This window comes from Bacillus sp. EB106-02-03-XG38 (assembly GCF_058792175.1).
The window spans coordinates 925430-948291 of the sequence record NZ_JBYTED010000002.1; the positions used below are offsets into that span (position 1 = coordinate 925430).

26 protein-coding genes, 2 tRNA genes and 4 riboswitches are annotated in these 22862 nt (G+C 36.1%); of the genes, 3 read left to right on the forward strand and 25 right to left on the reverse strand.

The features are described 5' to 3' along the window. The 3 genes from AC3WTI_RS14165 to AC3WTI_RS14175 all read right to left on the reverse strand — a co-directional run bounded on the left by AC3WTI_RS14165 (window position 1) and on the right by AC3WTI_RS14175 (window position 2037). Entirely contained in the window at window positions 1-396 is a 396-nt protein-coding gene (locus tag AC3WTI_RS14165; RefSeq protein ID WP_142286598.1) for a hypothetical protein, read from the reverse strand. Window positions 397-592: 196 nt separating this feature from the next. Beyond that, window positions 593-1447, reverse strand: a complete 855-nt coding sequence (locus AC3WTI_RS14170; protein ID WP_087957419.1) for a patatin-like phospholipase family protein — start codon at window positions 1445-1447, stop codon at window positions 593-595. A gap of 128 nt (window positions 1448-1575) precedes the next feature. Beyond that, entirely contained in the window at window positions 1576-2037 is a 462-nt protein-coding gene (locus tag AC3WTI_RS14175) for a MarR family transcriptional regulator (protein WP_087957418.1), read from the reverse strand. Between the two features lie 140 nt (window positions 2038-2177). On the opposite strand from AC3WTI_RS14175, the gene AC3WTI_RS14180 reads away from it, so the two are divergent. Next, window positions 2178-3359 (forward strand): MFS transporter, encoded by a 1182-nt coding sequence (locus AC3WTI_RS14180; RefSeq protein ID WP_097840859.1) that lies wholly within the window; start codon window positions 2178-2180, stop codon window positions 3357-3359. A 22-nt stretch (window positions 3360-3381) separates the two neighbouring features. Here AC3WTI_RS14180 and kdpDN read toward each other — a convergent pair whose 3' ends face one another. From kdpDN to tenA, 18 genes are all read right to left on the reverse strand, one after another. After that, complete coding sequence (gene kdpDN, locus AC3WTI_RS14185; RefSeq protein ID WP_087957416.1) at window positions 3382-4536, reverse strand: KdpD-like non-kinase potassium sensor; 1155 nt, start codon at window positions 4534-4536, stop codon at window positions 3382-3384. A gap of 56 nt (window positions 4537-4592) precedes the next feature. Continuing rightward, a complete protein-coding gene (kdpC, locus tag AC3WTI_RS14190; RefSeq protein ID WP_087957415.1) occupies window positions 4593-5174 on the reverse strand; it encodes a K(+)-transporting ATPase subunit C in 582 nt (193 codons plus the stop codon). 16 nt (window positions 5175-5190) lie between these two features. Further along, entirely contained in the window at window positions 5191-7281 is a 2091-nt protein-coding gene (gene kdpB / locus AC3WTI_RS14195; protein ID WP_142305829.1) for a potassium-transporting ATPase subunit KdpB, read from the reverse strand. Between the two features lie 13 nt (window positions 7282-7294). Then, window positions 7295-8962 (reverse strand): potassium-transporting ATPase subunit KdpA, encoded by a 1668-nt coding sequence (gene kdpA / locus AC3WTI_RS14200; RefSeq protein WP_097840857.1) that lies wholly within the window; start codon window positions 8960-8962, stop codon window positions 7295-7297. Window positions 8963-8981: 19 nt separating this feature from the next. Then, a complete protein-coding gene (gene kdpF, locus AC3WTI_RS14205) occupies window positions 8982-9062 on the reverse strand; it encodes a K(+)-transporting ATPase subunit F (protein ID WP_000150657.1) in 81 nt (26 codons plus the stop codon). Then, window positions 9059-9163, reverse strand: coding sequence for a SipW-dependent-type signal peptide-containing protein (locus AC3WTI_RS14210; protein WP_000887889.1), 105 nt, complete (start codon window positions 9161-9163; stop codon window positions 9059-9061). The genes kdpF and AC3WTI_RS14210 overlap by 4 nt, the downstream gene beginning before the upstream one ends. A gap of 99 nt (window positions 9164-9262) precedes the next feature. Further along, a riboswitch (cyclic di-AMP (ydaO/yuaA leader) is annotated at window positions 9263-9408 on the reverse strand. A 261-nt stretch (window positions 9409-9669) separates the two neighbouring features. Further along, complete coding sequence (locus AC3WTI_RS14215; RefSeq protein WP_142286596.1) at window positions 9670-9900, reverse strand: hypothetical protein; 231 nt, start codon at window positions 9898-9900, stop codon at window positions 9670-9672. A 16-nt stretch (window positions 9901-9916) separates the two neighbouring features. After that, window positions 9917-10303, reverse strand: a complete 387-nt coding sequence (locus AC3WTI_RS14220) for a hypothetical protein (protein ID WP_142286595.1) — start codon at window positions 10301-10303, stop codon at window positions 9917-9919. A gap of 93 nt (window positions 10304-10396) precedes the next feature. Further along, window positions 10397-10544: riboswitch (cyclic di-AMP (ydaO/yuaA leader) on the reverse strand. 85 nt (window positions 10545-10629) lie between these two features. Continuing rightward, complete coding sequence (gene thiD / locus AC3WTI_RS14225; protein WP_087957409.1) at window positions 10630-11442, reverse strand: bifunctional hydroxymethylpyrimidine kinase/phosphomethylpyrimidine kinase; 813 nt, start codon at window positions 11440-11442, stop codon at window positions 10630-10632. Between the two features lie 15 nt (window positions 11443-11457). Next, the gene (gene thiF / locus AC3WTI_RS14230) at window positions 11458-12477 is read right to left on the reverse strand and encodes a thiazole biosynthesis adenylyltransferase ThiF (RefSeq protein ID WP_087957408.1); all 1020 of its coding nucleotides are present in this window, start codon (window positions 12475-12477) and stop codon (window positions 11458-11460) included. Continuing rightward, the gene (thiG, locus tag AC3WTI_RS14235; protein ID WP_097840855.1) at window positions 12470-13240 is read right to left on the reverse strand and encodes a thiazole synthase; all 771 of its coding nucleotides are present in this window, start codon (window positions 13238-13240) and stop codon (window positions 12470-12472) included. Before thiG ends, thiF begins: the two co-directional genes overlap by 8 nt. 2 nt (window positions 13241-13242) lie before the next feature. Then, window positions 13243-13446: a sulfur carrier protein ThiS gene (gene thiS, locus AC3WTI_RS14240; protein ID WP_087957406.1), complete on the reverse strand. Its 204-nt coding sequence runs from the start codon at window positions 13444-13446 to the stop codon at window positions 13243-13245. Between the two features lie 15 nt (window positions 13447-13461). Further along, window positions 13462-14571, reverse strand: coding sequence for a glycine oxidase ThiO (gene thiO, locus AC3WTI_RS14245; protein WP_087957405.1), 1110 nt, complete (start codon window positions 14569-14571; stop codon window positions 13462-13464). Beyond that, entirely contained in the window at window positions 14564-15184 is a 621-nt protein-coding gene (gene tenI, locus AC3WTI_RS14250; protein WP_087957404.1) for a thiazole tautomerase TenI, read from the reverse strand. The genes thiO and tenI overlap by 8 nt, the downstream gene beginning before the upstream one ends. Window positions 15185-15194: 10 nt before the next feature. Next, window positions 15195-16196, reverse strand: coding sequence for an ABC transporter substrate-binding protein (locus AC3WTI_RS14255; RefSeq protein WP_097840854.1), 1002 nt, complete (start codon window positions 16194-16196; stop codon window positions 15195-15197). Continuing rightward, window positions 16193-16945: an ABC transporter permease gene (locus AC3WTI_RS14260; RefSeq protein ID WP_087958288.1), complete on the reverse strand. Its 753-nt coding sequence runs from the start codon at window positions 16943-16945 to the stop codon at window positions 16193-16195. Before AC3WTI_RS14260 ends, AC3WTI_RS14255 begins: the two co-directional genes overlap by 4 nt. Then, complete coding sequence (locus AC3WTI_RS14265) at window positions 16945-17694, reverse strand: ABC transporter ATP-binding protein (protein WP_087957402.1); 750 nt, start codon at window positions 17692-17694, stop codon at window positions 16945-16947. The genes AC3WTI_RS14260 and AC3WTI_RS14265 overlap by 1 nt, the downstream gene beginning before the upstream one ends. Next, on the reverse strand, window positions 17663-18358 hold the full coding sequence (gene tenA / locus AC3WTI_RS14270) for a thiaminase II (protein WP_087957401.1): 696 nt from the start codon (window positions 18356-18358) through the stop codon (window positions 17663-17665). Before tenA ends, AC3WTI_RS14265 begins: the two co-directional genes overlap by 32 nt. Window positions 18359-18440: 82 nt before the next feature. Then, window positions 18441-18544, reverse strand: a riboswitch (TPP riboswitch). Window positions 18545-18604: 60 nt separating this feature from the next. Beyond that, window positions 18605-18716: riboswitch (TPP riboswitch) on the reverse strand. 269 nt (window positions 18717-18985) lie between these two features. Here tenA and AC3WTI_RS14275 point away from each other — a divergent pair. Together AC3WTI_RS14275 and AC3WTI_RS14280 are read left to right on the forward strand one after the other, a co-directional pair. Then, complete coding sequence (locus tag AC3WTI_RS14275; RefSeq protein ID WP_097840853.1) at window positions 18986-20146, forward strand: SH3 domain-containing protein; 1161 nt, start codon at window positions 18986-18988, stop codon at window positions 20144-20146. Between the two features lie 5 nt (window positions 20147-20151). Beyond that, window positions 20152-20490: a hypothetical protein gene (locus tag AC3WTI_RS14280; protein ID WP_048526259.1), complete on the forward strand. Its 339-nt coding sequence runs from the start codon at window positions 20152-20154 to the stop codon at window positions 20488-20490. A 223-nt stretch (window positions 20491-20713) separates the two neighbouring features. Here AC3WTI_RS14280 and AC3WTI_RS14285 read toward each other — a convergent pair whose 3' ends face one another. From AC3WTI_RS14285 to AC3WTI_RS14300, 4 genes are all read right to left on the reverse strand, one after another. Further along, window positions 20714-21865, reverse strand: coding sequence for a DUF3965 domain-containing protein (locus AC3WTI_RS14285; RefSeq protein ID WP_097840852.1), 1152 nt, complete (start codon window positions 21863-21865; stop codon window positions 20714-20716). Window positions 21866-22160: 295 nt separating this feature from the next. Next, the gene (locus tag AC3WTI_RS14290) at window positions 22161-22580 is read right to left on the reverse strand and encodes a CBS domain-containing protein (RefSeq protein ID WP_087957397.1); all 420 of its coding nucleotides are present in this window, start codon (window positions 22578-22580) and stop codon (window positions 22161-22163) included. Window positions 22581-22713: 133 nt separating this feature from the next. Then, window positions 22714-22785 (reverse strand) — tRNA-Glu (locus tag AC3WTI_RS14295). A 1-nt stretch (window position 22786) separates the two neighbouring features. Continuing rightward, window positions 22787-22861, reverse strand: a tRNA-Asn gene (locus AC3WTI_RS14300). Window position 22862: the final 1 nt, after the last annotated feature.

A 22862-nucleotide genomic window follows, 5' to 3' on the forward strand; every position in this document is an offset into this window, starting at 1 on the left:
TTACCACTGTAATCGTAAGTTACCATTACTATCAAAAGTACCTTTGTGTGTATCTTCTTGATAGTCATTATTCTCATTAGCATAATGCTCAGAGTATAATCCTTTTGCCCCAAAGGCGTTATATGCACCATTACTCACAGTAGCATTTAATGCTCTTCCAGATTCATGGGATCCTAATCTATCTGAAGCGCTTTCAATATATGAATTATTTCCATTTGATTTAATAAAAGAAATTGCTACTGAACAACGAGATGCATTTTGATTCGTAGTAGTTTGAGCTCTGTAAGATAGTAGGTTACCGCTTTTGTGACCGCTTAGAGTCGGATAGAATGCACTTGTTGAGATTGATGTTGCTAATAATACTAAAGTCGTAATTAAAAAAACTTTTCCTTTCATTAACAATCACCTCATAAATTTAATAGTTTAGTAGCGCTACATCATCATAATATCCTTCAAATAAATTCTCCTCAATAAGAAACCTCGATGTTTTACAAACTCTTTAAACCCTTAAACATTTATACATTTTTAAAAAGTAACGTATAAATAGCAATATAAAAAGGCTGCAGAGAAATTCTTCTCCACAGCCTCATACTTATTTTTGTAAAAACGACTGCAAATCTGCAAACTGTCTCTTTGCATCTTCATAGCCTTGCTCATATAAATTTTGTAGTTTTGCCGTATCTTTTTCCATACGATCTACTTGAAGCGGCACTTCTGGACGAATAACAAATAAGTTCCCAGCTTGCTCTTCTTTTTCAATGTAGTGCAGTGTTTCGTTATACACTTCATAACGATTCAACATTGTATTAACAAGGTTCGGATATTTTTTATAAGCCTTTCCTGCAATCCATCCGAATTTTGATTTTTTCTTCGCATAACCATGATTTCTCGTTAAAATAACGACTGATTTTTTAAATCCATCTTCTTGCGCTTTACGAACTGGAATCGGATCAGAAATTCCTCCATCTAACAATTGTTTACCACGGTAATTTACTACAGGTGCAATGAAAGGCAATGAACTAGATGCTTGTAATAAATTTAGTGCATCATCATTCGTTCCTTCTTTTTCAAAATAAACAGACTGTCCTGTTTCACAATCTGTTGTTCCTACAAGGAAACGCTCTGGGCTATTAAAGTATGTTTCAAAATCAAACGGCACATGCTTTTCTGGGATTTCATGAAAAATGAAATCCATATCAAATAACTGACGTTTTCTCCATAAGTTTTTATACGATAAATATTGCGGATGTGATGCATAATCAATATTTACTGTTTTATTTCTATTTCTTTGTCTGGAAAGATACGACGCTGCATGACAAGCACCAGCTGATACACCGATTACATATGGAAAATATAAATCTTGTTCCATAAAGTATTCTAATATCCCGCCCGTATATACACCACGCATACCGCCGCCTTCTAATACTAACCCCGTATTTTCAAGCATGTTATTCTCTCCTCTTTATATATTGACTCTTTAATTATTCACTATGTTAAGTATCTTTCTCTATTATATATGAGTTTTTTTAGAAATTATATTCAAAAGGCTTGAAATAAAGGAGTTTTTTCTTCCAATTATATTTCTAAATGTTTGGAGACATCCTTTATAAATCTTTGAATAAAATCTTGCTCTTCTTTCGTATATCCATCTAACAGTAGCAGCCACTTTTCTTCAGCTTGTTTATGCAATTTATCATGAGCTTTATATATTTCATTTCCGCTTTCCGTTAAGCGAAAGAAAATTTCTTTTTGATTATCTAACATTTGCATCTTCTCAACAAATTGCTTTTGAAACAACTTTGTACAAATTTTAGAGATTGCGCCCTTCGTCATTCCCATTTCTGTCGTAATAGTAGTTACATTCATTAAACCATTTTTTCCGATACATTCAATCACATGTAACGCAGATAAAGACATACCACTTATACCTGTTTCACGCAGAAACTTCTCATTTTGTCCTTTCAAATGTTCTTCTTTTTTATGCAAAAGTGTACGAATGTCCGAAAGTATTTCCATTTGTTTCGTTGTATGATCCAATCCGTTCGCCCCCTAAGTTTCCAAAGAAACAATTTAACTATATACCATTTTAAAATCATCTTTTCATATTTACAAGTGAGAAAAACATGTTAAAATAAATTTAGTTTCCAAGGAAACTAAATTACAAGGAGGTTAACACGATGAAAAAATCCAAACTACATTTCATTTTATATGTTGTCTGTATGAGTGCCTTACTCGGTTCTTTCGCTCAAAATATTTACACGCCTATCTTGCCTATGATTCAAGGTTCTTTTCACACTTCTCTTTATCTTGTAAATTTAACAGTTTCCCTTTTCACATTCGTTCTTGCGATTATGCAGCTCATATATGGACCTTTAATTGATACAAAAGGGAGAAAATCTGTCCTTATCCCTAGTTTGATCATTAGTACAATTGGTTCAATCGGATGTGCTTTTTCGTCCAACATTTATTTATTTCTATTTTTTAGAGCTGTTCAAGCTATAGGAATAGCGGCTATACCTGTAGTCGCAGCAACGATTATTGGCGATTTATTTGAAGGAAAAGAACGAGGAGAAGCAATGAGCCTGTATCAAATGTTACTTGCCCTCGCACCTGCGATTGGCCCCCTAATTGGTGGTTATCTTGGTAGTATAAACGGCCATGTATCCGTATTTCTCTTTTTATCTATACTTGGCATTCTCTTATTAACGATAAACATTTCACTACTTCCAGAAACAAAACCAACTGTAAGTAAGCAACCGCAAGTAAAAAAGAGTTACTGGTTTATCTTAAAAAATAAAACTGGATTTTCTATTACTCTTATTGGCTTTATTCAATTTTGTATTTACTTTTGCTTCCTCGTTTTTTTACCAAGTATTTTAACGAATTTATTTCACTTAACTGCAAGTAAAATTGGTCTTATATTTGTACCGATGTCCCTTTCTATTATGTTAGGAAGTTATTGCTACAAGCTTTTGCAAAAACGCCTCACAACAAAGCAAGCTTTATTCATCACTAGTTTCTTCAATACTATATGTGTCACTTTATTCTCTTTCACATATAGCATCAATATCCCATTCATCATTATCGTTACATCTTTGTACGGTTTTAGTATGGGGATTTCTATGCCAACTCACACTACTTTATTAACAGACGAATTCGTACAAGAACGCGCAACTGCTATCGGTATGTACAACTTTATTCGCTATCTCGGTATGGGCACAGGGCCACTTGTAGGTGGATTTCTTGTATTTAATCAAAATTACTTTTGGATTTTCTTCCTAGGTGCAATTACATTTCTATTTATCATTTTATGCGCAATGAAAATGCTACGTTTTCAGGTTGTACAAAAAGCAAAATAGAGACCTATAGATGGTCTCTATTCTAAACTCTTTGATCCGCAACGATATGAATATCAATATACTTCGTTTCTCTCATAATTTCATTTACAATTGATCCTTTTCGTATTTCTTCCCAACGTGTTCTTGCCGATTGTCCGAGTAAAATTTGCGTTACTTGTAGTCTTTTCGCGACTTCAATAATAACATCAGCCGGCTTTCTACCGTTTGCTTCTTCTAATACAAAACTTGCATCAAATTGATTCGTTAGCGACTTCCACTCTTCAATTATTTGCTTTTTTCCCGCTGAAAGAGAATCTATATTTTCCCTTTCAACATTTAATACATACAATTCAGCGTTTAACCGATCAGCCATGCGCCATCCCCGTCTTATTAATTTCTCTGCTGTTGAACTGTATTGTACACAAACGAGAATTTTTTCTTTCACGCCAATCGGTTCTATCACTGTTTGGCTAATTTTCTCGTCCATATCATCCGCAACTTCCCGAAGTGATAATTCTCTTAGTGCCCCTAAATTATTAAGCGTGAAGAAATTTTGTAAGCTTTGTTGAATTTTTTCTTCCTTATATATCTTTCCATCGATTAATCTCTTCCGAAGTACCTCAGGTGTTGCATCAACGAGCTGAATTTCATTTGCTTTTTGTAAAATAAAATCTGGAATACGTTCTCTTACTTTTACATTCGTAATTTGAGCTACAATATCATGAACACTTTCTAAATGTTGAATATTAAACGCTGATAATACGGATATACCAGCCTCTAGTAATTCCTGTACATCCATATAACGCTTCTTATTTTTAGATCCAGGAATATTACTATGCGCGAGCTCATCAACAACAACGACCTGTGGTGCACGTTTTATAATTCCTTCCACATCGAGTTCATAAAATACTTTCCCTTTATAATCTATTTCCTTTAAAGGAACTTTTTCTAAATCAGCAATTGCGTCTTCTGTCTCTTTTCTTCCGTGCGTTTCAATTAAACCAATTATAATATCCGTACCATCCTTTTTCATCTCTCTAGCATCAAAGAGCATTTTATAACTTTTCCCTACCCCTGGAGCCGCTCCTACATACAGCTTTAACTTCCCACGGTTTTGCTGACGAATATATTCTAAATACTCTTCCGGTGTTCGCCTTTGAAAAGTTGGTTTATAGTCATCCGCATACAAAACACTCACAACCTTTCTTTCGAAACAACACTACCTCAATCCGTTAGATTGAGGTAGCACTGTTACTATTTCAGTAATTTCTGTAATTCTAAATTTAACTTTAAGACGTTCACGCGGTTCTCTCCAAATAAGCCAAGCGCCGCACCTTCCGTTTGATCTTTAATCAACTGATCTAGCATTTCTTTCGGAATTTTCGTTAATTTCGAGATGCGATCCACCTGTACAGAAGCTGCCTTCGGACTAATATCAGGATCAAGCCCTGAACCTGAATTCGTTACTAAATCGATTGGTAATTCTGTAACTGGAACAGCCCAGTTTTGTTTCTTCCAGTCTTCAATACTTTTCTCTACTCGTTTCTCTAAATCTGGATTAGACGGTGCATAGTTATTGGAACCAGATGCTTCTGCCTTATATTCAATACTAGAAACACGCCCATGAAAATAACGTGGATCTGTGAAATTTTGACCAATTAATTTAGAACCAATCACTTCATTTTTATCATTATATATTAGACTTCCATCCGCATTATCCTTCATGACTGCTTGTGCAATACCAGTAACTACAAGCGGATATACAAGGCCACACAACAGTAAAAATGTAAAAGTAATCCGGACGATTGGTGATAGTATACTTTGTTTCTTTGCCATCTTTTTCCCCTCTTCCTTATATGAACAAGCCGACAATTATATCAATTACTTTAATTCCAATGAACGGTACAATCACTCCGCCAAGCCCATAAATAAGTAGGTTTCGGCCAAGTAGTGCATTCGAGCTCATCGGTTTATATGCGATACCTTTCATCGCCAATGGAATGAGTAACGGAATAATAACAGCGTTAAATATTAATGCTGATAAAATTGCTGACAGTGGTGATGTTAATTTCATAATGTTCAATGCTTCCATTTGCGGAATCGCAAGTGTAAACATTGCTGGAATGATTGCGAAATATTTCGCGATATCATTCGCAATACTAAACGTCGTTAACGCACCACGCGTCATTAATAATTGCTTACCGATTCCTACAACCTCAATAATTTTTGTCGGGTTCGAATCTAAATCAATCATATTCGCTGCTTCTTTCGCAGCTGTCGTCCCACTATTCATTGCTAATCCAACGTCTGCCTGCGCTAATGCTGGTGCATCATTTGTACCATCACCTGTCATCGCTACAAGTTTCCCTTTATCTTGCTCAGCTTTAATAACTGCAATTTTATCTTCTGGCTTACACTCAGCAACAAATTCATCTACTCCAGCTTCTTTTGCAATTGTTGCTGCTGTTAATGGATTATCCCCTGTACACATAACCGTTTTTATCCCCATTTGGCGCAATTGTTCAAAACGTTCACGCATACCAGGTTTTACTGTATCTTTTAAATAGATTAAACCGTAAATACGATTATCCACTGCAACTACAAGTGGTGTTCCGCCCTCTTTTGAAATGAGATCTGCTTTTTGATTTACATCTTTCGGAATCGTTCCGCCTTGTGACCTAACCCATTCAATCACACTACCTACAGCACCTTTTCTCACTTTCGTTCCGTCTTGTAAATCGACACCACTCATTCTCGTTTCTGCTTTAAACGGAACAAATTCACCTTGTTCTGCAAGTGCTCTATCATATGATAAAGATTTCGTTTTTACATATTCAATAACAGATCGACCTTCTGGTGTTTCATCTAAAACAGAACTAATCGCAGCCCACTTTCCTACTTGCTCAATCGTTTCATTCCCTACAGGAAGCAGTGTATGAGCCATTCGGTTTCCGAAAGTAATCGTACCTGTTTTATCTAAAATAATTGTATTAATATCACCCGCAGCTTCTACTGCCTTCCCTGACATTGCTAACACGTTAAACTTTGTCACCCGGTCCATACCGGCAATACCAATCGCTGATAACAACCCACCAATTGTCGTTGGAATTAAACAAACTAACAACGCAACAAGTACAGCTGTATCAATTTGAAATCCTAAATAGTTTGTAAAAATCGGTAACGTCACAACAACGATTAAGAAAATAAGAGTTAAGCTCGTTAATACTGTATTTAAAGCAATCTCATTCGGCGTTTTTTGACGAGCAGCCCCTTCTACTAACGAAATCATTTTATCAATAAATGATTCACCAGGATTACTCGTAATAACAATCGTAATCTCATCACTGACGACCATCGTTCCGCCCGTTACGGAACAAAAATCACCGCCCGCTTCTTTTATTACAGGAGCTGATTCCCCCGTAATCGCAGATTCATCAACAGACGCTAATCCTTTTATTACTTCTCCATCACTTGGAATCATTTCTCCTTGTTTTACAATAACAACATCACCTTTTCTCAAATCAGTTGCTGAAACTTGAACAATATCTCCATTTTCTTTTACAACATTTGCGAACACATCTTTCTTCGATTGTTTTAAAGAATCAGCTTGCGCTTTCCCCCGCCCTTCCGCTAACGCTTCTGCAAAGTTAGCAAATAAAACTGTAAATAATAGAATGAGAGAAACTGTTATATTAAACCAGCCTGGTACACTACTAGAATGACTTGGAAAAAACGATAAAATGAACGTAATGATAAATCCAATTTCTACAACAAACATAATCGGATTCTTTATCATGACTTTCGGATTCAATTTCGCAAAGGATTGTTTTATCGCATGTTTCACGATATCACGATCCATCGTTTTCGCTTGTCTAACCTCATCTTCTACCGCATGTATGTGTGACTCATTTACTCTTTTTTCTTTTACTACTACCGGTCTCATCATTTACCCTCCATTACTTCAATGTAAGAAATTCTGCAATTGGGCCAAGTACTAACATCGGGAAGAATGTTAATGCACCGACAATTACAATTGTTCCGATGAAAATGCCGCCAAATAAACTATTATCCGTACGGAACGTTCCGACTGTTTCTGGCACAACCGTCTTTTCTTTCAAAGAAGCTGCAACAGCTAGCATCGTAATTAAACTGAAATAGCGTCCTAAAAACATAACTAAACCAGTTGTAATATTCCAAAACGGTGTATTATCCGCTAATCCTTCAAATCCAGATCCGTTATTCGCAGCTGACGATGTATATTCATATACCACTTGCGTCAAACCGTGGAAACCGGAATAAGAAATAGCATCCGTTCCTAAACTTGTTGAAAGAGCTAATGCTGAAAATCCTAAAATAAGCAGTGGATGAAATAGTATCGTTACCGCAATTAATTTCATTTCCTTACCTTCAATTTTCTTACCTAAAAACTCTGGTGTCCGTCCAACCATCAATCCCGATATAAAGACTGCGATAATCGCATACATAATAATGTTCACAAATCCTGCTCCAACGCCGCCGTATACTGTATTTAACATCATATTTACAAGTGGTACTAACCCGCCAATTGGTGTTAACGTATCATGCATCGTATTCACGGCTCCGGTTTCAGCAGCTGTCGTTACTGTCGCATAAAGGGAAGAAAATACTGTCCCAAATCGTACTTCTTTTCCTTCCATACTTCCTTGTCCATGCTCGATACCCATTCCATTTAACGCTGGATTCCCATGTAATTCAGCTGTCGTAATCGTTATAAACCCTAGTAAAAACACCATGAATAGTGAAACGAAAAGGATACGTCCTTGCTTTTTATTTCCTACCATTCGTCCGTATGTAAACGGAAGTGCTGTTGGCAATAACATCATAAGCATCATTTGCAAGATATTACTCATTTGTCCTGGATTTTCAAAAGGATGCGTAGAGTTCGCTCCGAAAAATCCTCCGCCGTTATTTCCGAGTTCCTTAATCGCTACGAATGATGCAACTGGCCCGCGTAATATACTTTGCTTTGCACCTTCAATTGTATGTGTTGTAACGGCACCATCTAACGTTTGTGGTACACCAAGAGCGACAAAGACTAGTGCCGCAATAAAAGCGATAGGAAGAAATACTCTCGTTAATGCTCTCGTAAAATCAATGAAAAAGTTACCGAGCTCTTTTCCAGCGATTCCTCTTATAAATGCCATAACGAGTGCTAACGTCGTTGCCGGTGCTGCAAACATTAAAAATGTAATTCCGATTAATTGTGATAAATAAGATAAACCATTTTCACCGCTATAATGCTGTAAGTTTGTATCAGCCATAAAACTAATTGCTGTATTAAATGCGAGCGTAGGCTCCATTCCTTCAATGTGTGCTGGATTTAATGGCAATACTCCTTGTAGTCTAAAAATGAAATATACGACGACAATCATAAATCCATTTAATAAAACTAATGATAGTGCGTACTGTTTCCACGTTTGATTGTATTCTTTTACACCCGTAATTTTAAAAATAAGTTTTTCAAAAGGCCCGAATACTTTATCTAGCTTTTTACTACCTTGAAAAGCTTTCTCTAAATAAATTCCCGTTGGCTTTGCCACAAGAATAAACAACAGCATTGTAATAACAACTGCGACCCAGATCATAATAAATGACTCCCCCTAATTAAAACTTTTCCGGATTTAATAATGCATAAACTAAGTACACCGTAATTGCTCCAACAATAACCGATAAGGCAATCGTCATGATTGTTTCCCTTCTTTCACAACTTTATCTGACCAACTTGCAAGACTTGCCATCGATGCGACTAACACAACAAAAATCCCAATCATTACAACATCTAACATAGCTATCCCTCGCCCCCTTTTGTTAAAATTTACCATTAAAATATTAAAAAAGAACACTGAGCTCTACTCAGTGTTCAAAAAATGAACAACAAAAAGTAAACCTCCTCTCTAAACGCTTACGAGGTTAGCTGTCGGATTCGGGCCTAAAGAGTAGCCCTACTTTCAAAACTGAAAGATTCACCCCAAGTGACGATGCACAAAATTGGTTCCCCCGCTCCATTTCTGGAACTCAGCGATTTTAGGTTTTTTTGGAAATTTTACGAATGATTTATGAGAGTAAATATACTCCTCTATATTTCACTTGTAAAGAGGCAAATTACTGAAAATAAGAAAATATCACCCTATTTAAACGCTTACATTGAGTGTTATTAATATTCTTTCATCTGTTTTCTCGTCTTTTCTTTCTTTTTCACAGAAATGATCTTTTAAATACGAAATAAAAAGAGCGAATGACATAAAGTGCATAGCTTGTTGCACTTCTCATTCGCTCTTTTTTCATTCACTATTTATTCCCCTCGTAAAAAAGCACGTAAATTTCTCCCGCGAATATAAACTTGTGACAATTCTGCATGTAATTGCTCATATTCGATAACATCTGTTTTTAAATATAAACCGTCTTTCGATGGCAATATAATATAGGGCCTTGGAAAAATAGGATCAAGCACCACCAACTCTTGAACTCGATCTACTGATACCGCCCAACGATTCGCTATATCTCCTAATAACAAAACCTTCATCTTCTTTTCCCCCACCCTATTCAAAAAATAAAAAAGAAATATTATCACAATTCGTAAACACAACAAATGTAGCTCCAATTGTTTCATAGAGCCTTGCTGGATATCTTTTATTCCTTGTAACAACAGTAATAGGTGCTTGAAAAGAAAAGCGAATGTGTTCTGTAAAGAAGCTAACGATTGGAAGCTCATCACCTAGTAAAATCACCTTCTTAATACACTCACAAATACTAGTAAAGTCCTGCTCCTGACTACAACTATACGTCCAATCAAACCCACAATTTCTAACTTCAGCCGCTATCTCTTCATTTGCTGTAAAAATAATTAACTCATGTTGAAATGCTACTAAATCTATTAAACTATTTACCTTACTTTTTTCTCCAACACAAATAAGTGTTAATTCCATGTACCTCACTCCCCTTAGCATAAAAGAACTCAAACATAGATTGATATTCCCCTATACTAATCAGATCGATGAAGTGATGTATCCATCATGGCACCGTCCTCTCTCAAGACGCTTACGAAGTTAGCTGTCGGATTCGGACTTTGAGAGTAGCCCTACTTTTAAAATTGAAAGATTCACCCCTAGTGACACTGCACAAATTGGTTCCTCCGCTCCTTATATTCGGACTCAGCGTATTACAAAAAATATATTCTGGCTGATATGTTACTCCTATATTTGGAAAAAGTAAACAGAAAAAAAGCCAGTTATACAACTGACTTTTTTCTTACTTACACATGCTCTTTATTCAATTTATACGCAAAATGATTCGTCGGGCCATGACCACTTCCAATATTCAATGGCTCTTCAATTGCTATACTAATAAATCGTTTCGCTTCTTGAACCGCCTCTTCAATTGCGTATCCTTTCGCAAGTCCTGCTGTAACCGCTGAAGCAAATGTACATCCGCTTCCGTGTGTTTGCTTTGAAGGAATCCGTTCACTTCTAAATTCGATAAACTGCTCACCATCAAAGAGTAAATCAACTACTTCATTACCTTGATAATCTGCATGTCCGCCCTTCATAAGCACATATTTCGCACCTAGTTCATGCAGTGCTTTCGCAGCTTCCTTACTATCTTCAACATTATGAATCTCCATCCCAGTTAACACTTCTGCTTCAGGAACGTTCGGTGTTACAACCGTTGCTACTGGTAATAAATATTCTTTCAATGCTTGTACTGCTTCTTGTTGTAATAATGATGCACCGCCCTTAGCAATCATAACAGGGTCTAGTACAATATTATTCCAGCCAAATTTATTAATATGTTCTGCTACAATTTGAATAATTTCGCTGCTAAATAACATTCCTAGTTTCACAGCATCTGGTGTTAAATCCGTACCAATTGAATTCAACTGTTCCGTAATACCTTCTAACGAAACTGGATATACCCCTTGAACGCCAAGCGTGTTTTGAGCAGTAATTGCCGTAATAGCCGTCATCCCGTACACACCAAGCTCTTGGAATGTTTTTAAATCTGCCTGGATACCAGCACCGCCGCCACTATCAGATCCTGCAATTGTTAAAGCTTTATTTACTTTCATCCCACTCATCCTTTTCTATCCAAAATAGCGATGATAAATTGTTTTTGCTTCACTTATATCTTTCGTTCCATGTACAAGTACACGACCATCTTTAAAAGCAACTAATCTCTTTTCTTCCACAGAAAATGATAATAAATATGGATTTACATTTAAGTCATTCACACGATCATTCAGCAGCTCTTTATATCGTTCAAAATCTATTTCCTCTTTATGAGGTGGTCTAATTTGAACCGTATTTCTCCCGCATAACACTGCTGTTTTCGATGTATTATCTTTATTTAAATACGGATACAATGCATTCTCTCCGCACGAAGAACAATTGTGTTTACGAAGCTTTTGCACATTCATACATGAATATTCATTCTTCCATACATCAAATGACACAAGTCCATCTCGCAGTGATTCGTAATCTTCCACTAACAATTTAAGAGCTTCTGTAACTTGATGAGAAACGACGAGAGATACAGCAGGAGATATAATGCCCGCTGTATCGCATGTCGCTCCGCCAAGCGGAATCGATTGTAGTAAACATGATAAACATGGCGTTTTACTAGGAAGAATTGTGTAAGAAAGGCCGTAACTCCCTACACATGCTCCGTAAATCCATGGAATAGAATATTTTTGTGCTATATCATTTACGATAAAACGTGTTTCGAAATTATCAGTTGCATCAATAATTACATTAACGTTTGTAACGAGTTCTTCTAGCTCCTCAGCTGTTACATCTTGAACGAGAGCTTCTACTCTTACTTCACGATTGATCTCTTCTAGGCGTTTTTTTGCCGCTACAGCCTTCGGAAGATTATTTTCCACATCACTCTCTGCATACAATTGCTGCCTTTGTAAATTACTCCAATCGACATAATCCCGGTCAACAATCGTTACTGCGCCTACACCAGCTCTTACAAACATCTCTGCATTTGCACTACCTAATGCACCTGCACCGATAATGAGTACATGCTTTTCTCTTATCTTTTGTTGCCCTTCTTCTCCAATTGGAGAAAATAGTTCTTGGCGAGAATATCGATTATTCAACTACGCTCATTCCTTCTAAAGGACTACTTGCTGTTGCACAACGTTTACGTGCAATACGACCTGCCTCAAATCCTAAACGTCCTGCCTCAATACCTAATTTCATTGCGGATGCCATTTTAATAGGATCTTTTGCTCCTGAAACAGCAGTATTTAATAACACACCATCGGCTCCTAATTCCATCGCAAATGCTGCATCAGCTGGACTACCAATACCAGCATCAACAATAACTGGTACTGTCGCTTGTTCAATAATGAAGCTTAAATTTAACGGATTTACAATACCAAGCCCTGATCCAATCGGTGATGCTCCTGGCATAATTGCATGCACACCTAGTTCTTGTAATTTACGTGCTAATACAACATCATCAGATGTATACGGAAGTACGATGAACCCTTCTTCTAGTAACATTTCAGATGCTCTCAATGTTTCTACCGGATCAGGTAATAACGTTCTATCATCACCTATAACTTCTACTTTAATCATGTCGCAAAGCCCTGAAGCTTTTGCTAATTTTGCAATACGAACAGCTTCTTCAGCATTTTTTGCTCCAGCTGTATTCGGTAATAACGTATATTTTTTTACATCAAGTTTCTCTAATAAATTAGGCTGCTTTGCATCAAATATATCCATACGGCGTACTGCGAACGTTAAAACCTCAGCCTCAGATACATCAATTGCCTTTTGCTGTACATCAAAATCAGGGAATTTTCCTGTTCCTAATAAAAGTCTAGAATGAAATGAAAATGGTCCAATGTTTAACATAATCAACCGCCTCCTACGAAAGTTACAATCTCAATTTGGTCTCCATCAAAAACAGATGTATCTGTATGATCATCTTTTTGTAAAATATCTTTATTACGCTCTACTACAACAATTCTGTTTTCCAACTCTAAATGTGTAAGTAGCTCAGCTACTGTTGTTACACTCTCTGGCACTTCAATTTGATTACCATTAATTTTCAAATTCAAACTTCCATCCCCTTTCTAAACTGTTTTAGAAAGCAATAAATCTAGCAAGTGATTCTTCTGCTCTCCTTCTATTAAATCCGCCATATACTGACCAGAAACAGGACTTAATAAAATACCGTTTCGATAATGGCCCGTACAAGCATATAAACCTTTTATTTCTTCATGCTCTCCCATATAAGGAGCTTCGTGCTTCGATTGTGGCCTTAACCCTGCCCATGCGCTTTCCCACTCTGCTTCTTTTAAAGCTGGCAATATCGTATACGCGCGCTCTAATATAGAAGTAATACTTTCTGGTTGTACAGTTTTATGAAACGTATGAGGCTTCATCGTTGCTCCAATTAGGTAACGTCCGCCGCGCTTTGGTGCAATGTAAAATCTTTCTTGGAAAATAGGCGCCTTTAAAAGTGGTTTTCTACTTCTTACCGCTACTACTTCTCCTTTAACTGGATATGTACCCCATTCACGGTGAAAATAACCTAGTAACTTCGTACTCCATGAGCCACCCGCAATAACCACTTTCTCGCATGTGATGATACCTTCACTTGTTACAATTCCAGTCACTTTATTATTTTCAATACGAATATCAAACACTTCTGTCTGTTCATATATATCAGCGCCCGAAAATGATGCGGAATGTGCGAATGCTTTCGTAAGCTCTGGTGCAATAACATGACCATCTTTCGGATAATATACAGCCCCTATAATTGACTCAGATAGATATGGCTCTTTCTCTCGTAAATGATCTCCCGTTAGAAAGTAAGAATCTTCACCTGTTTTCTGCTGCCAATCCATAATGTGAAGAATTCTTTCCTTCTCCTCTTCATTTTGAGCAATGCGGTAAATGCCTTTTTCTTCATACCCAATATCGATGCCTGTTTTTTCACGTAAAACTTCTGCAAGTTGTGGAAATATAGCACGACTTTCTCTAGCAAGTTCAAATAACGGGTCATATTCATCCCATTCTGCCTGAACCCCAAGTAAACCAGCGGCTGCTTTCGAGGCTTCAGATGCAATCTGTTGCTTCTCTACAATCGCTACTTTATGTCCTCTTTCTGCTAGAAAATGTGCAACTGAACTACCAATTACACCACCGCCAATTATCGCTACATCATACTTCTTACACATGTTTTTCCGCCCACTTTCTTATTGATTCCTTATAAGACTTCGCTTTGTTATACGGGTTACTACTACTTATAATCCCAGACATAACAGCAATACCACTGACGCCGTTAGTAAGAACATCCCCAGTGTTTTCCGTGGTAATTCCTCCAATTGCTGTAATTGGTATGGATAAACACTTTGCAATGTTTGAAATTTCTTCAAGCCCTCTCGCTGGCACACCTTTTTTACAATCTGTCGGAAATACATGACCATAGACGAGTGAATCCGCTCCATTCTTAAATGCATCAATCGCCTCTTCTAAAGAATGCACAGAATAACCGACATGCAAATAAGAAAACTTTTCTTTCACTGACCTTACATCTGCGCTTCGATATCCTAGCTGCACGCGCGGAATGTTTAATAAAATAGCAATATCAATTCGATCGTTTATCACTATTTTCGATGCCGGAAAGCCTTTCTTCAAAAGGCTTTCCACACCTTCATACAATTCCTTCGTACTTTTCTCACGCTCACGGATATGCAAATAATCAATCTCACTCTCAATTTGCATCGCTATATTCACTAACTCTTCGAATGACATGTGACCATTTGAGATTACATGAAGCTCATTTTTCATATTCATTCGCCTACTTTAAAATGTTTTCGAATAACTCATCGGCCGGAACGATTTCTTTCGTCATTCCTTTATCCTTCAGCCATTTACTTTGTTTCTCCCATGACTCTTTTGAATCTGATAAGAATGGCTCATCTTTCGTTTCCATCTTCTCTAATAAAATTTTCATACTTTCTTTTTCAACTTCTGGTACAAGCGGGAAGTTTTCTTTTTCTTGATGATTTAATAAAATATTTAATGCTTCATCTGGACTTTTCTTCATAAAATCATAGCCTTTTTTCGTACCACGTAAGAAAGCTTGCAACGCTTCTTTATCTTTCTTCAACGTTTTATCACCTGTTACAAATACAAGCTCATGATAATTCGGTACACCGTAATCTGCTGGATTAAAGTATGCTGGTTCATGACCTTCATGACGCATAACAGGTACTTCATGGTTAATGTATGCCCCAGTTACCGCATCCACTTTTTTCGTAATTAATGCCGGTACTAAATCAAAGCCAACATCAACTACTTTCACTGTATCTGGATTACCACCAGCTTCTTTTACCATCGTTTTTAAATACATCTCACTTAAAGGTGTTCCAGAATATCCAACTGTTTTCCCCTCTAAATCTTTTGGTGATTGAATGCCTGCTGACTTCAGTGATACAACATGATTTAACGGTGAACGTACGACAGCCCCAATTGATTTCACTGGAATTTGTTCATTTGCTTTTGCCATGACAACATCTGGCTGATAATATAAACCAACCGTTACTTTTCCTGCAGCTGCTAAAGTTAATGGGTCAGTCGGATTAGAAGGGAATTTAATATTCACCTTTATCCCTTCTTCTTTAAAGTAGCCTTTTTCAATTGCTGCATAAATAAAGCTATGTACCGCATTTGGGTACCAATCAAGCATGACCGTTATTTCCTTTTCTTTTTTACTCTTATCTGATGCTGAATTACTAGAACATCCAGCAATCATTGCAACTAATAATGTAAACACAAAGATGCGTTTTAATAATTTCATGAATGCTTCCTCCAACTAATAAATTTCTTTTCTAATACCGAAATAAGTATGACGAAGAAAATAGCTAGTAATGATAACAATACAATCGGTGCAAATACACCTGCTCCGTCTAACTGCGTCATCATTCTTTTACTGAAATATCCTAACCCCGCTTGTGCACCGAGCCATTCGCCAATTGCTGCTCCAATTACACTAAGCGGAACTGCAATTTTTAAAGCTGAGAAAAAATAAGGAAGAGCAGACGGCAATTTTAATTTAAGAAAAACATCTTTTTTCGTTGCCCCGTACGTAACTAAAAGCTCTTCCCATTCTTTTTTCGTACTGCGTAGTCCATCATACGTATTGACCGCAATTGGAAAAAACGTAATTAAAACCGTAACAACGACCTTACTCCAAATCGTATATCCAAACCACAAAACGAAAAGCGGAGCAAGCGCTGTAATCGGAATCGTTTGTGAAGCAACTAATAATGGATAAAATGCTCTCTCCATCCAATTACTCGCATTCATTAACATCGCTAGTCCTACTCCAAGTACGATAGAAATAGCCACTCCTATTAAAACGACGTATAATGTTGCCGGCAAATGAACTGTAAATAATATATCTTTTAGTTTCCATATCTTCATTACAATTGCAGACGGTGACGGTAAAATGTACATTTCATCTACAATTCTTGCGCCTACTTCCCAAAAGGCAAGTAAAATACTAGAGAGTGTAAGGGCAGGGAATAGCTCCTTCAACCGGTTCATCATACGAGTACCTGCCTTTGTAACATACTTAGAAGCTCATCTTTAAGCGCTAACACTTCAGGCTTATATAAATCTTTTCTTGTTCGATTACGATCAAGTGGTACAACCCTCTCGGTTAAAGTAGTTATCGGTTGCTGCTCTACTACTAAAATTCGATTAGAAAGAAACAATGCTTCTTCTACATCATGAGTGATAAACAAAATTGTTTTTTCCCACTCTTTCCATTGTTCAAACAACCATTCTTGCAAAGATGCCTTCGTTAAAGCGTCCAACGCGCTAAACGGTTCATCTAACAGCAATATCTCCCCGCCTGTTAATAACGTTCGAATAAAGGACACGCGTTGTCTCATACCACCAGATAAATCTTTCGGATATTTTGTCTCATACCCTTGTAATCCAAATTTATGTAGCAGTTCTTTTGCCTTTATTTGTGCTTCTTTCTTCTGTACACCTTGGCACTCTAGCGGCAGGGCAGCATTCTCAATAATCGTTCTCCACGGCAAGAGCATATCTTTTTGGGGCATATACCCTACAGGATGGCTCTTTGTTTCTGTCAGCTCTATCTGCCCAGTACTTGCTTCTTCTAAACCTGTAATAAGGCGAAATAAAGTACTTTTCCCGCATCCACTCGGTCCGATAATACTTACAAACTCTTTATCTTGTATAGAAGCATTTAATTCATTGATGATTGGTTTCGCATCATAATGAAAAGAAACGTTATGAAACTGTAGTATGTTCTTGCTCCTCAAATCCCCACATCTCCTTACGGTAGGACATATCCCAGAATAAATATTCAAATCGACTGGAATATAGGAAAATCTCCTCTAATCGATCTAGCTCTTTGTCAGACTTTCCAACTGCCATTTCATTTAATAAATCTATTAACCAAATACAAAGGTTACCGTATTCTTCAGAACTATATCCTTGAATCCACTCACCAAAAAACTCATGATCCCTTGCTCCCGGAATATCATTTAAACGCTTTCCAATTTCCCAGTAGCTCCACATACATGGAAGAAGTGCTGCTATTAATTCCGCAAGTGTTCCATTTTGAGATACAGACATCATGTAATTTGTATAAGCTAAATTTTTAGCAGATGGCTTTGCAGACTCTATCTCCTCTATAGAAATTCCAAGTCTTTTTGCATATTGTTTATGGATTGTCATTTCTCCATTTAATATTCCATCAATTTGTTCAGCAAATTTCCCCATTACTTGTGGATTCGTTGCCTTTACAACACCGATGGCATATAGCTTTGCATAATCTAACAAATATAAATAATCTTGAATAATGTAATACTGAAACTTATCTTTTTCTAACGTACCATCCCCCATACCCACAACAAACGGATGATTATGACTCATCTCCCAAACAGGTTGTACAGTTTCTAATAATCTATCGCAAAATTTCATTTCCCTATCCCCTTCCGGTATGTGTATATAAATAAAAAACCACTTCTAAATAAGAAGTGGTTACAGCAAATAAAATTATAATTTATTCGCTGCTCCACTTCCCTTCGCTAGTATTACCTAGATCAGGTGTTATAAGGGTTAAGGATTATTCCTCTCTCAGCACAACAAGCACCCCTAGTGGTTTCAATATGAAATTTTCAAACAAAAAAGCCCCGTTTCTATACGCAAAGAAACGGGGACTCATTATTAGTGTCCGAATTGCTTCCCTACGCTAGCATAATCTAGATCAGGTAATAAAAAGGATCAAAGGCTTACGGCCTACTCTCAGCTGGCAACACCAGCTCTCCTAGCAAACTATGAAATTAACACTGTCAGTATAACATCGTAATAAGACATCATCAACTGTTTTAATTTTCTTAATTGTCAACAAAATAACGAAACCATATAATACTTATATTCTATGTTAGAAATTATTATCCTAATGAATTAGATAATAAGGAATCATTATCCTCAAAAAATTTATTTTTATATTGATTTCATATTACATTTATGTGAATAAACCCACTATATTATATCTTTATACTATAATAAAATTACAACTATACAACTAGAGGAGGTCTCTATTATATGAATATGAAAGCTACCGCTTTAACAGCAACTACTGTCGCAATTGCTTCTTTACTTCCTTCTATGGGAGAAACAAATGTACAAACAGCCAACGCTGAACAATTATCTAATGTGAAAACTGGATATGTAAAAGTTGATCAAGTAGCCTTACATACAAAAGATAACGCAAATAGCTCATCAATTGATACAATTCGCTTTAATACGAAAGTGAACATACTTGAAACAACTAATGGTTGGTATAAAGTATCTGTTAATAATAAAGTAGGTTACGTACCAAAAGATTCTATTCTATTAAAAAACAAACTTCAATCTAATAATCAATATATCGTTAATGCCAATGCATTAAACGTTCGTTCTGAACCTAATTTAGAATCTTCAATTTTAGATGTATTACCAAATGGGAAATTCGTTACCATTGAAGAAGAACAAGGCGAGTGGTATAAAATTTTACATAATGGCAAAACAGGTTATGTACAAAAAGCATTCGTTTCTAATGGTTCACAGGCCTTAGTGAAAGGCATCACAGTTCAAAATAATACGAAATACACAGTTGCAACACCTAAACTTAATGTACGTAGCAACGCTAGTACAAGTAGTGCACTACTTGGTTCATTACAAAATGGTACACAATTACAAGTAGTAGAAACTGTAGGAACTTGGTATAAAATTCGTTTTGGCACAGGATACGGATATGTCGCAAAACATTATGTGGTGCAAAACCAAACGCAATCACAAGCTCAAACAGCTCAACCTACTTCTATTCCAGCAGTTTTCAAATTCCCTACACAAGGAAAAATTAGCTCAACCTTTGATATGCGCTGGGAACAAATGCATTATGGTATAGATATTGCAGCTCCAGGTAACGTCTCTATCCAAGCGGCGGCGGCAGGTAAAGTTGTGAAATCATATTATTCAGCTAGCTATGGCAATGTTGTGTTCATCGCCCATCAAATAAATGGGAAATTATATACAACGGTCTATGCTCATATGAAAGATCGCACTGTACAAGCTGGTGATCAAGTACAAGCTGGACAATTAGTAGGTCATATGGGAAACACAGGTCATTCATACGGGCAACATCTTCATTTTGAATTACACAATGGAGAATGGAATTTTGAAAAAACAAATGCAGTAAACCCACTGCCATATTTAGTTAGGTAAATTGTATGCCACGCAATATCAATATACCTCTCTTAATTGAGTACTTAGCCTTTTTAGGTTTAATCTGTTGTTTAATCATTTACAATACAAATACTGTATTTTTATCTATTATCATTGCTTTTGTTGCTTTAGAAATTATGATGGAATCTTTTCAAGTTCAACTAAAACAAAAAATTGCCCATATTTATAATGCCATCTTTCTATTAAGTGCCCTAATAGCAAATATTATTAGTAATGGTTTTTATTTATCTACCGTATTTCCTGTATTTTTTATGGCTGTTTTATTATTCATAGCTAGATACATTCATGTTCCCAATAACAAAAAACACGAACAAGAAGCTTAGAAAGAGGAGACACTGTGTATCAATCTTTCAAAGATAATCCGCTAAAATATATATTGAATTTATACCCAAAAACAAATACCTTTTTTGGTATACAAGGAAGCTATACGGCACAATTTCTCCTTTATGGAATGTTATTTCTCGTCTTAATTACATTCTCCTTGCTTTACTAATTAAAAAGGATCTCACAATTGAGATCCTTTTTAATTTATATAGAAAATGCTCTTTATCCGCAAGCATATTTTTCATAAATAAAGCTAAGATTATATTTTTTCTCTAAGCTCATTCTTTGTTCATCATCACACCAATAGAACAGAATATCATGAATCGTTGCATAACGCTTATTTTTAAGAAATAGTTTAAAGAATGATGGTAAACAATCATGTAATTGTATAAATATATAATTGCGTAATATTTCTTCTTTATATTCAATGCCCTTACAAATATACAATAATTCTTCACAATAATATGCATGTTGTGGAACTTGAATCATTTCGAAAAATGGCACATATGATAATAACTTTCCGATAAAATGATCATATCGATCCATTATTCCTATCGTCATATGCTCCATCATTTCTTTCATTACATATAAATAATCATCAACATGAGTAGTCTTGAGTGGGTCTAATCGATCTGAAATTTGAGAAAGGACAGCTCTTTGACAAGCTAACACCGCTTGACTAGGTCCATAGTATGATAGAAAGTCTGTACACTTACGATATTTTCGTAATAAATCATGTGTATATAAGTCATAAACAAAAGTATTACAATACATTGCTAAACTCATCATATCACTATTTAATTGCTCTTTTGATAACAATTTAGCCCTCTTACACATATAAAAGAATGTAAATTCTAATACTTCTTTATGAGATAATAAATGTTTACAGTCTATTATACATTTCTCATTGAATTTAACTCTATCCCAAATTTCTACATCCCCATCTGTTAATTCACCAATACGATATTTAATAATTAAATAGTTCAAAGCAACCGCTTGCGTCAAAAGATCCCACGTTTCATATTCCAATGAAGTGTGAACAAACTCAGCAAGTCCTTGATTCACCATAAAAGTATTTGCTTCTTCATACCAACCGATTTCTTGGCATAAGCGAAGAATACGTACTAAAGTTGGAATTTCATCTTTATGAAATTGCGGTAAATTCTTTGCTTTATTCATTCCATATACGATAAATGCAGCTAAATTTTCTTCTTTATAAAATTCTTTTTCTTTCCACACTAATATAGTTCTTTCTTTTCCTTCACCTTTTGGATGACAAGGTACAAGTAAAGAAAATAATTCAGCGAAATTATTTGGTTCTATATATGTATCTGTAACCAAATTCCAATTTGGATCGCGCTGTATAGCCCTCATATAATTCCCCTTCCCTTTTATCTACATAGGAAATATTAATCCATTATTACATCATTAACAATAAATATCGCTATATTCGAAATCTCTCATAATACTTATATCTATCAGTATATCATTTTTTCTCTTATTTAAAATTAAGAATGACAAATTTAAATAAACTGTTGAAATTATTAACTATACACTTATTATATAATGGCTCAGATACATCATGCTAACATATTAGTTTAATTCATATATACTAGAATAATGTATCTGATTTTTATACGTAACTTATCCCACTAATGAAAGTCTCTCTTTAATCCGTATGCTCCGATATTTCACTTAAAGCAAATCCCGCTTGATCATCTGCCGATTCTCTTATAGCTAAATCTCCTAGTGCTAACATTCCAACCAGTTGACCACCCTCAACTACTGGTAATCGTCTAATTTGATACTGCGCCATTAACTCTGTAGCCTTTTCAATAGACTCATCTGGAGAAACTGAAACAACGTTTGTTGTCATTACATTTGTAATTTTATTAGATCCAGGATGTTTTTCGGCAATCCCTCGAACAACTAAATCTCGATCCGTAACAAGCCCAACAACCTGCTCATTTTCAACAACCGGAATCAACCCAATCGATTCTTCTTTCATCTTTACAGCAGCCTCATATACATTGTCTAGCGGTGTACACTGTACAATATGAGTGCTCATCAAGTCTCTCACTCGTGTCATTTTTATCTCCTCCTTTTTATACATACCATAGCTTTTCCTAAATCCCTTTATTTATTTCAGGAAAATCAGTTGATAAAGAAGAAGATTAACGCACAATAAAAAAGAGTCAGCAATGTGCTGACTCTTTTTTTTATGACCCGTACGGGATTCGAACCCGTGTTACCGCCGTGAAAGGGCGGTGTCTTAACCACTTGACCAACGGGCCATGGCTCCGCAGGTAGGACTCGAACCTACGACCGATCGGTTAACAGCCGATAGCTCTACCACTGAGCTACTGCGGAA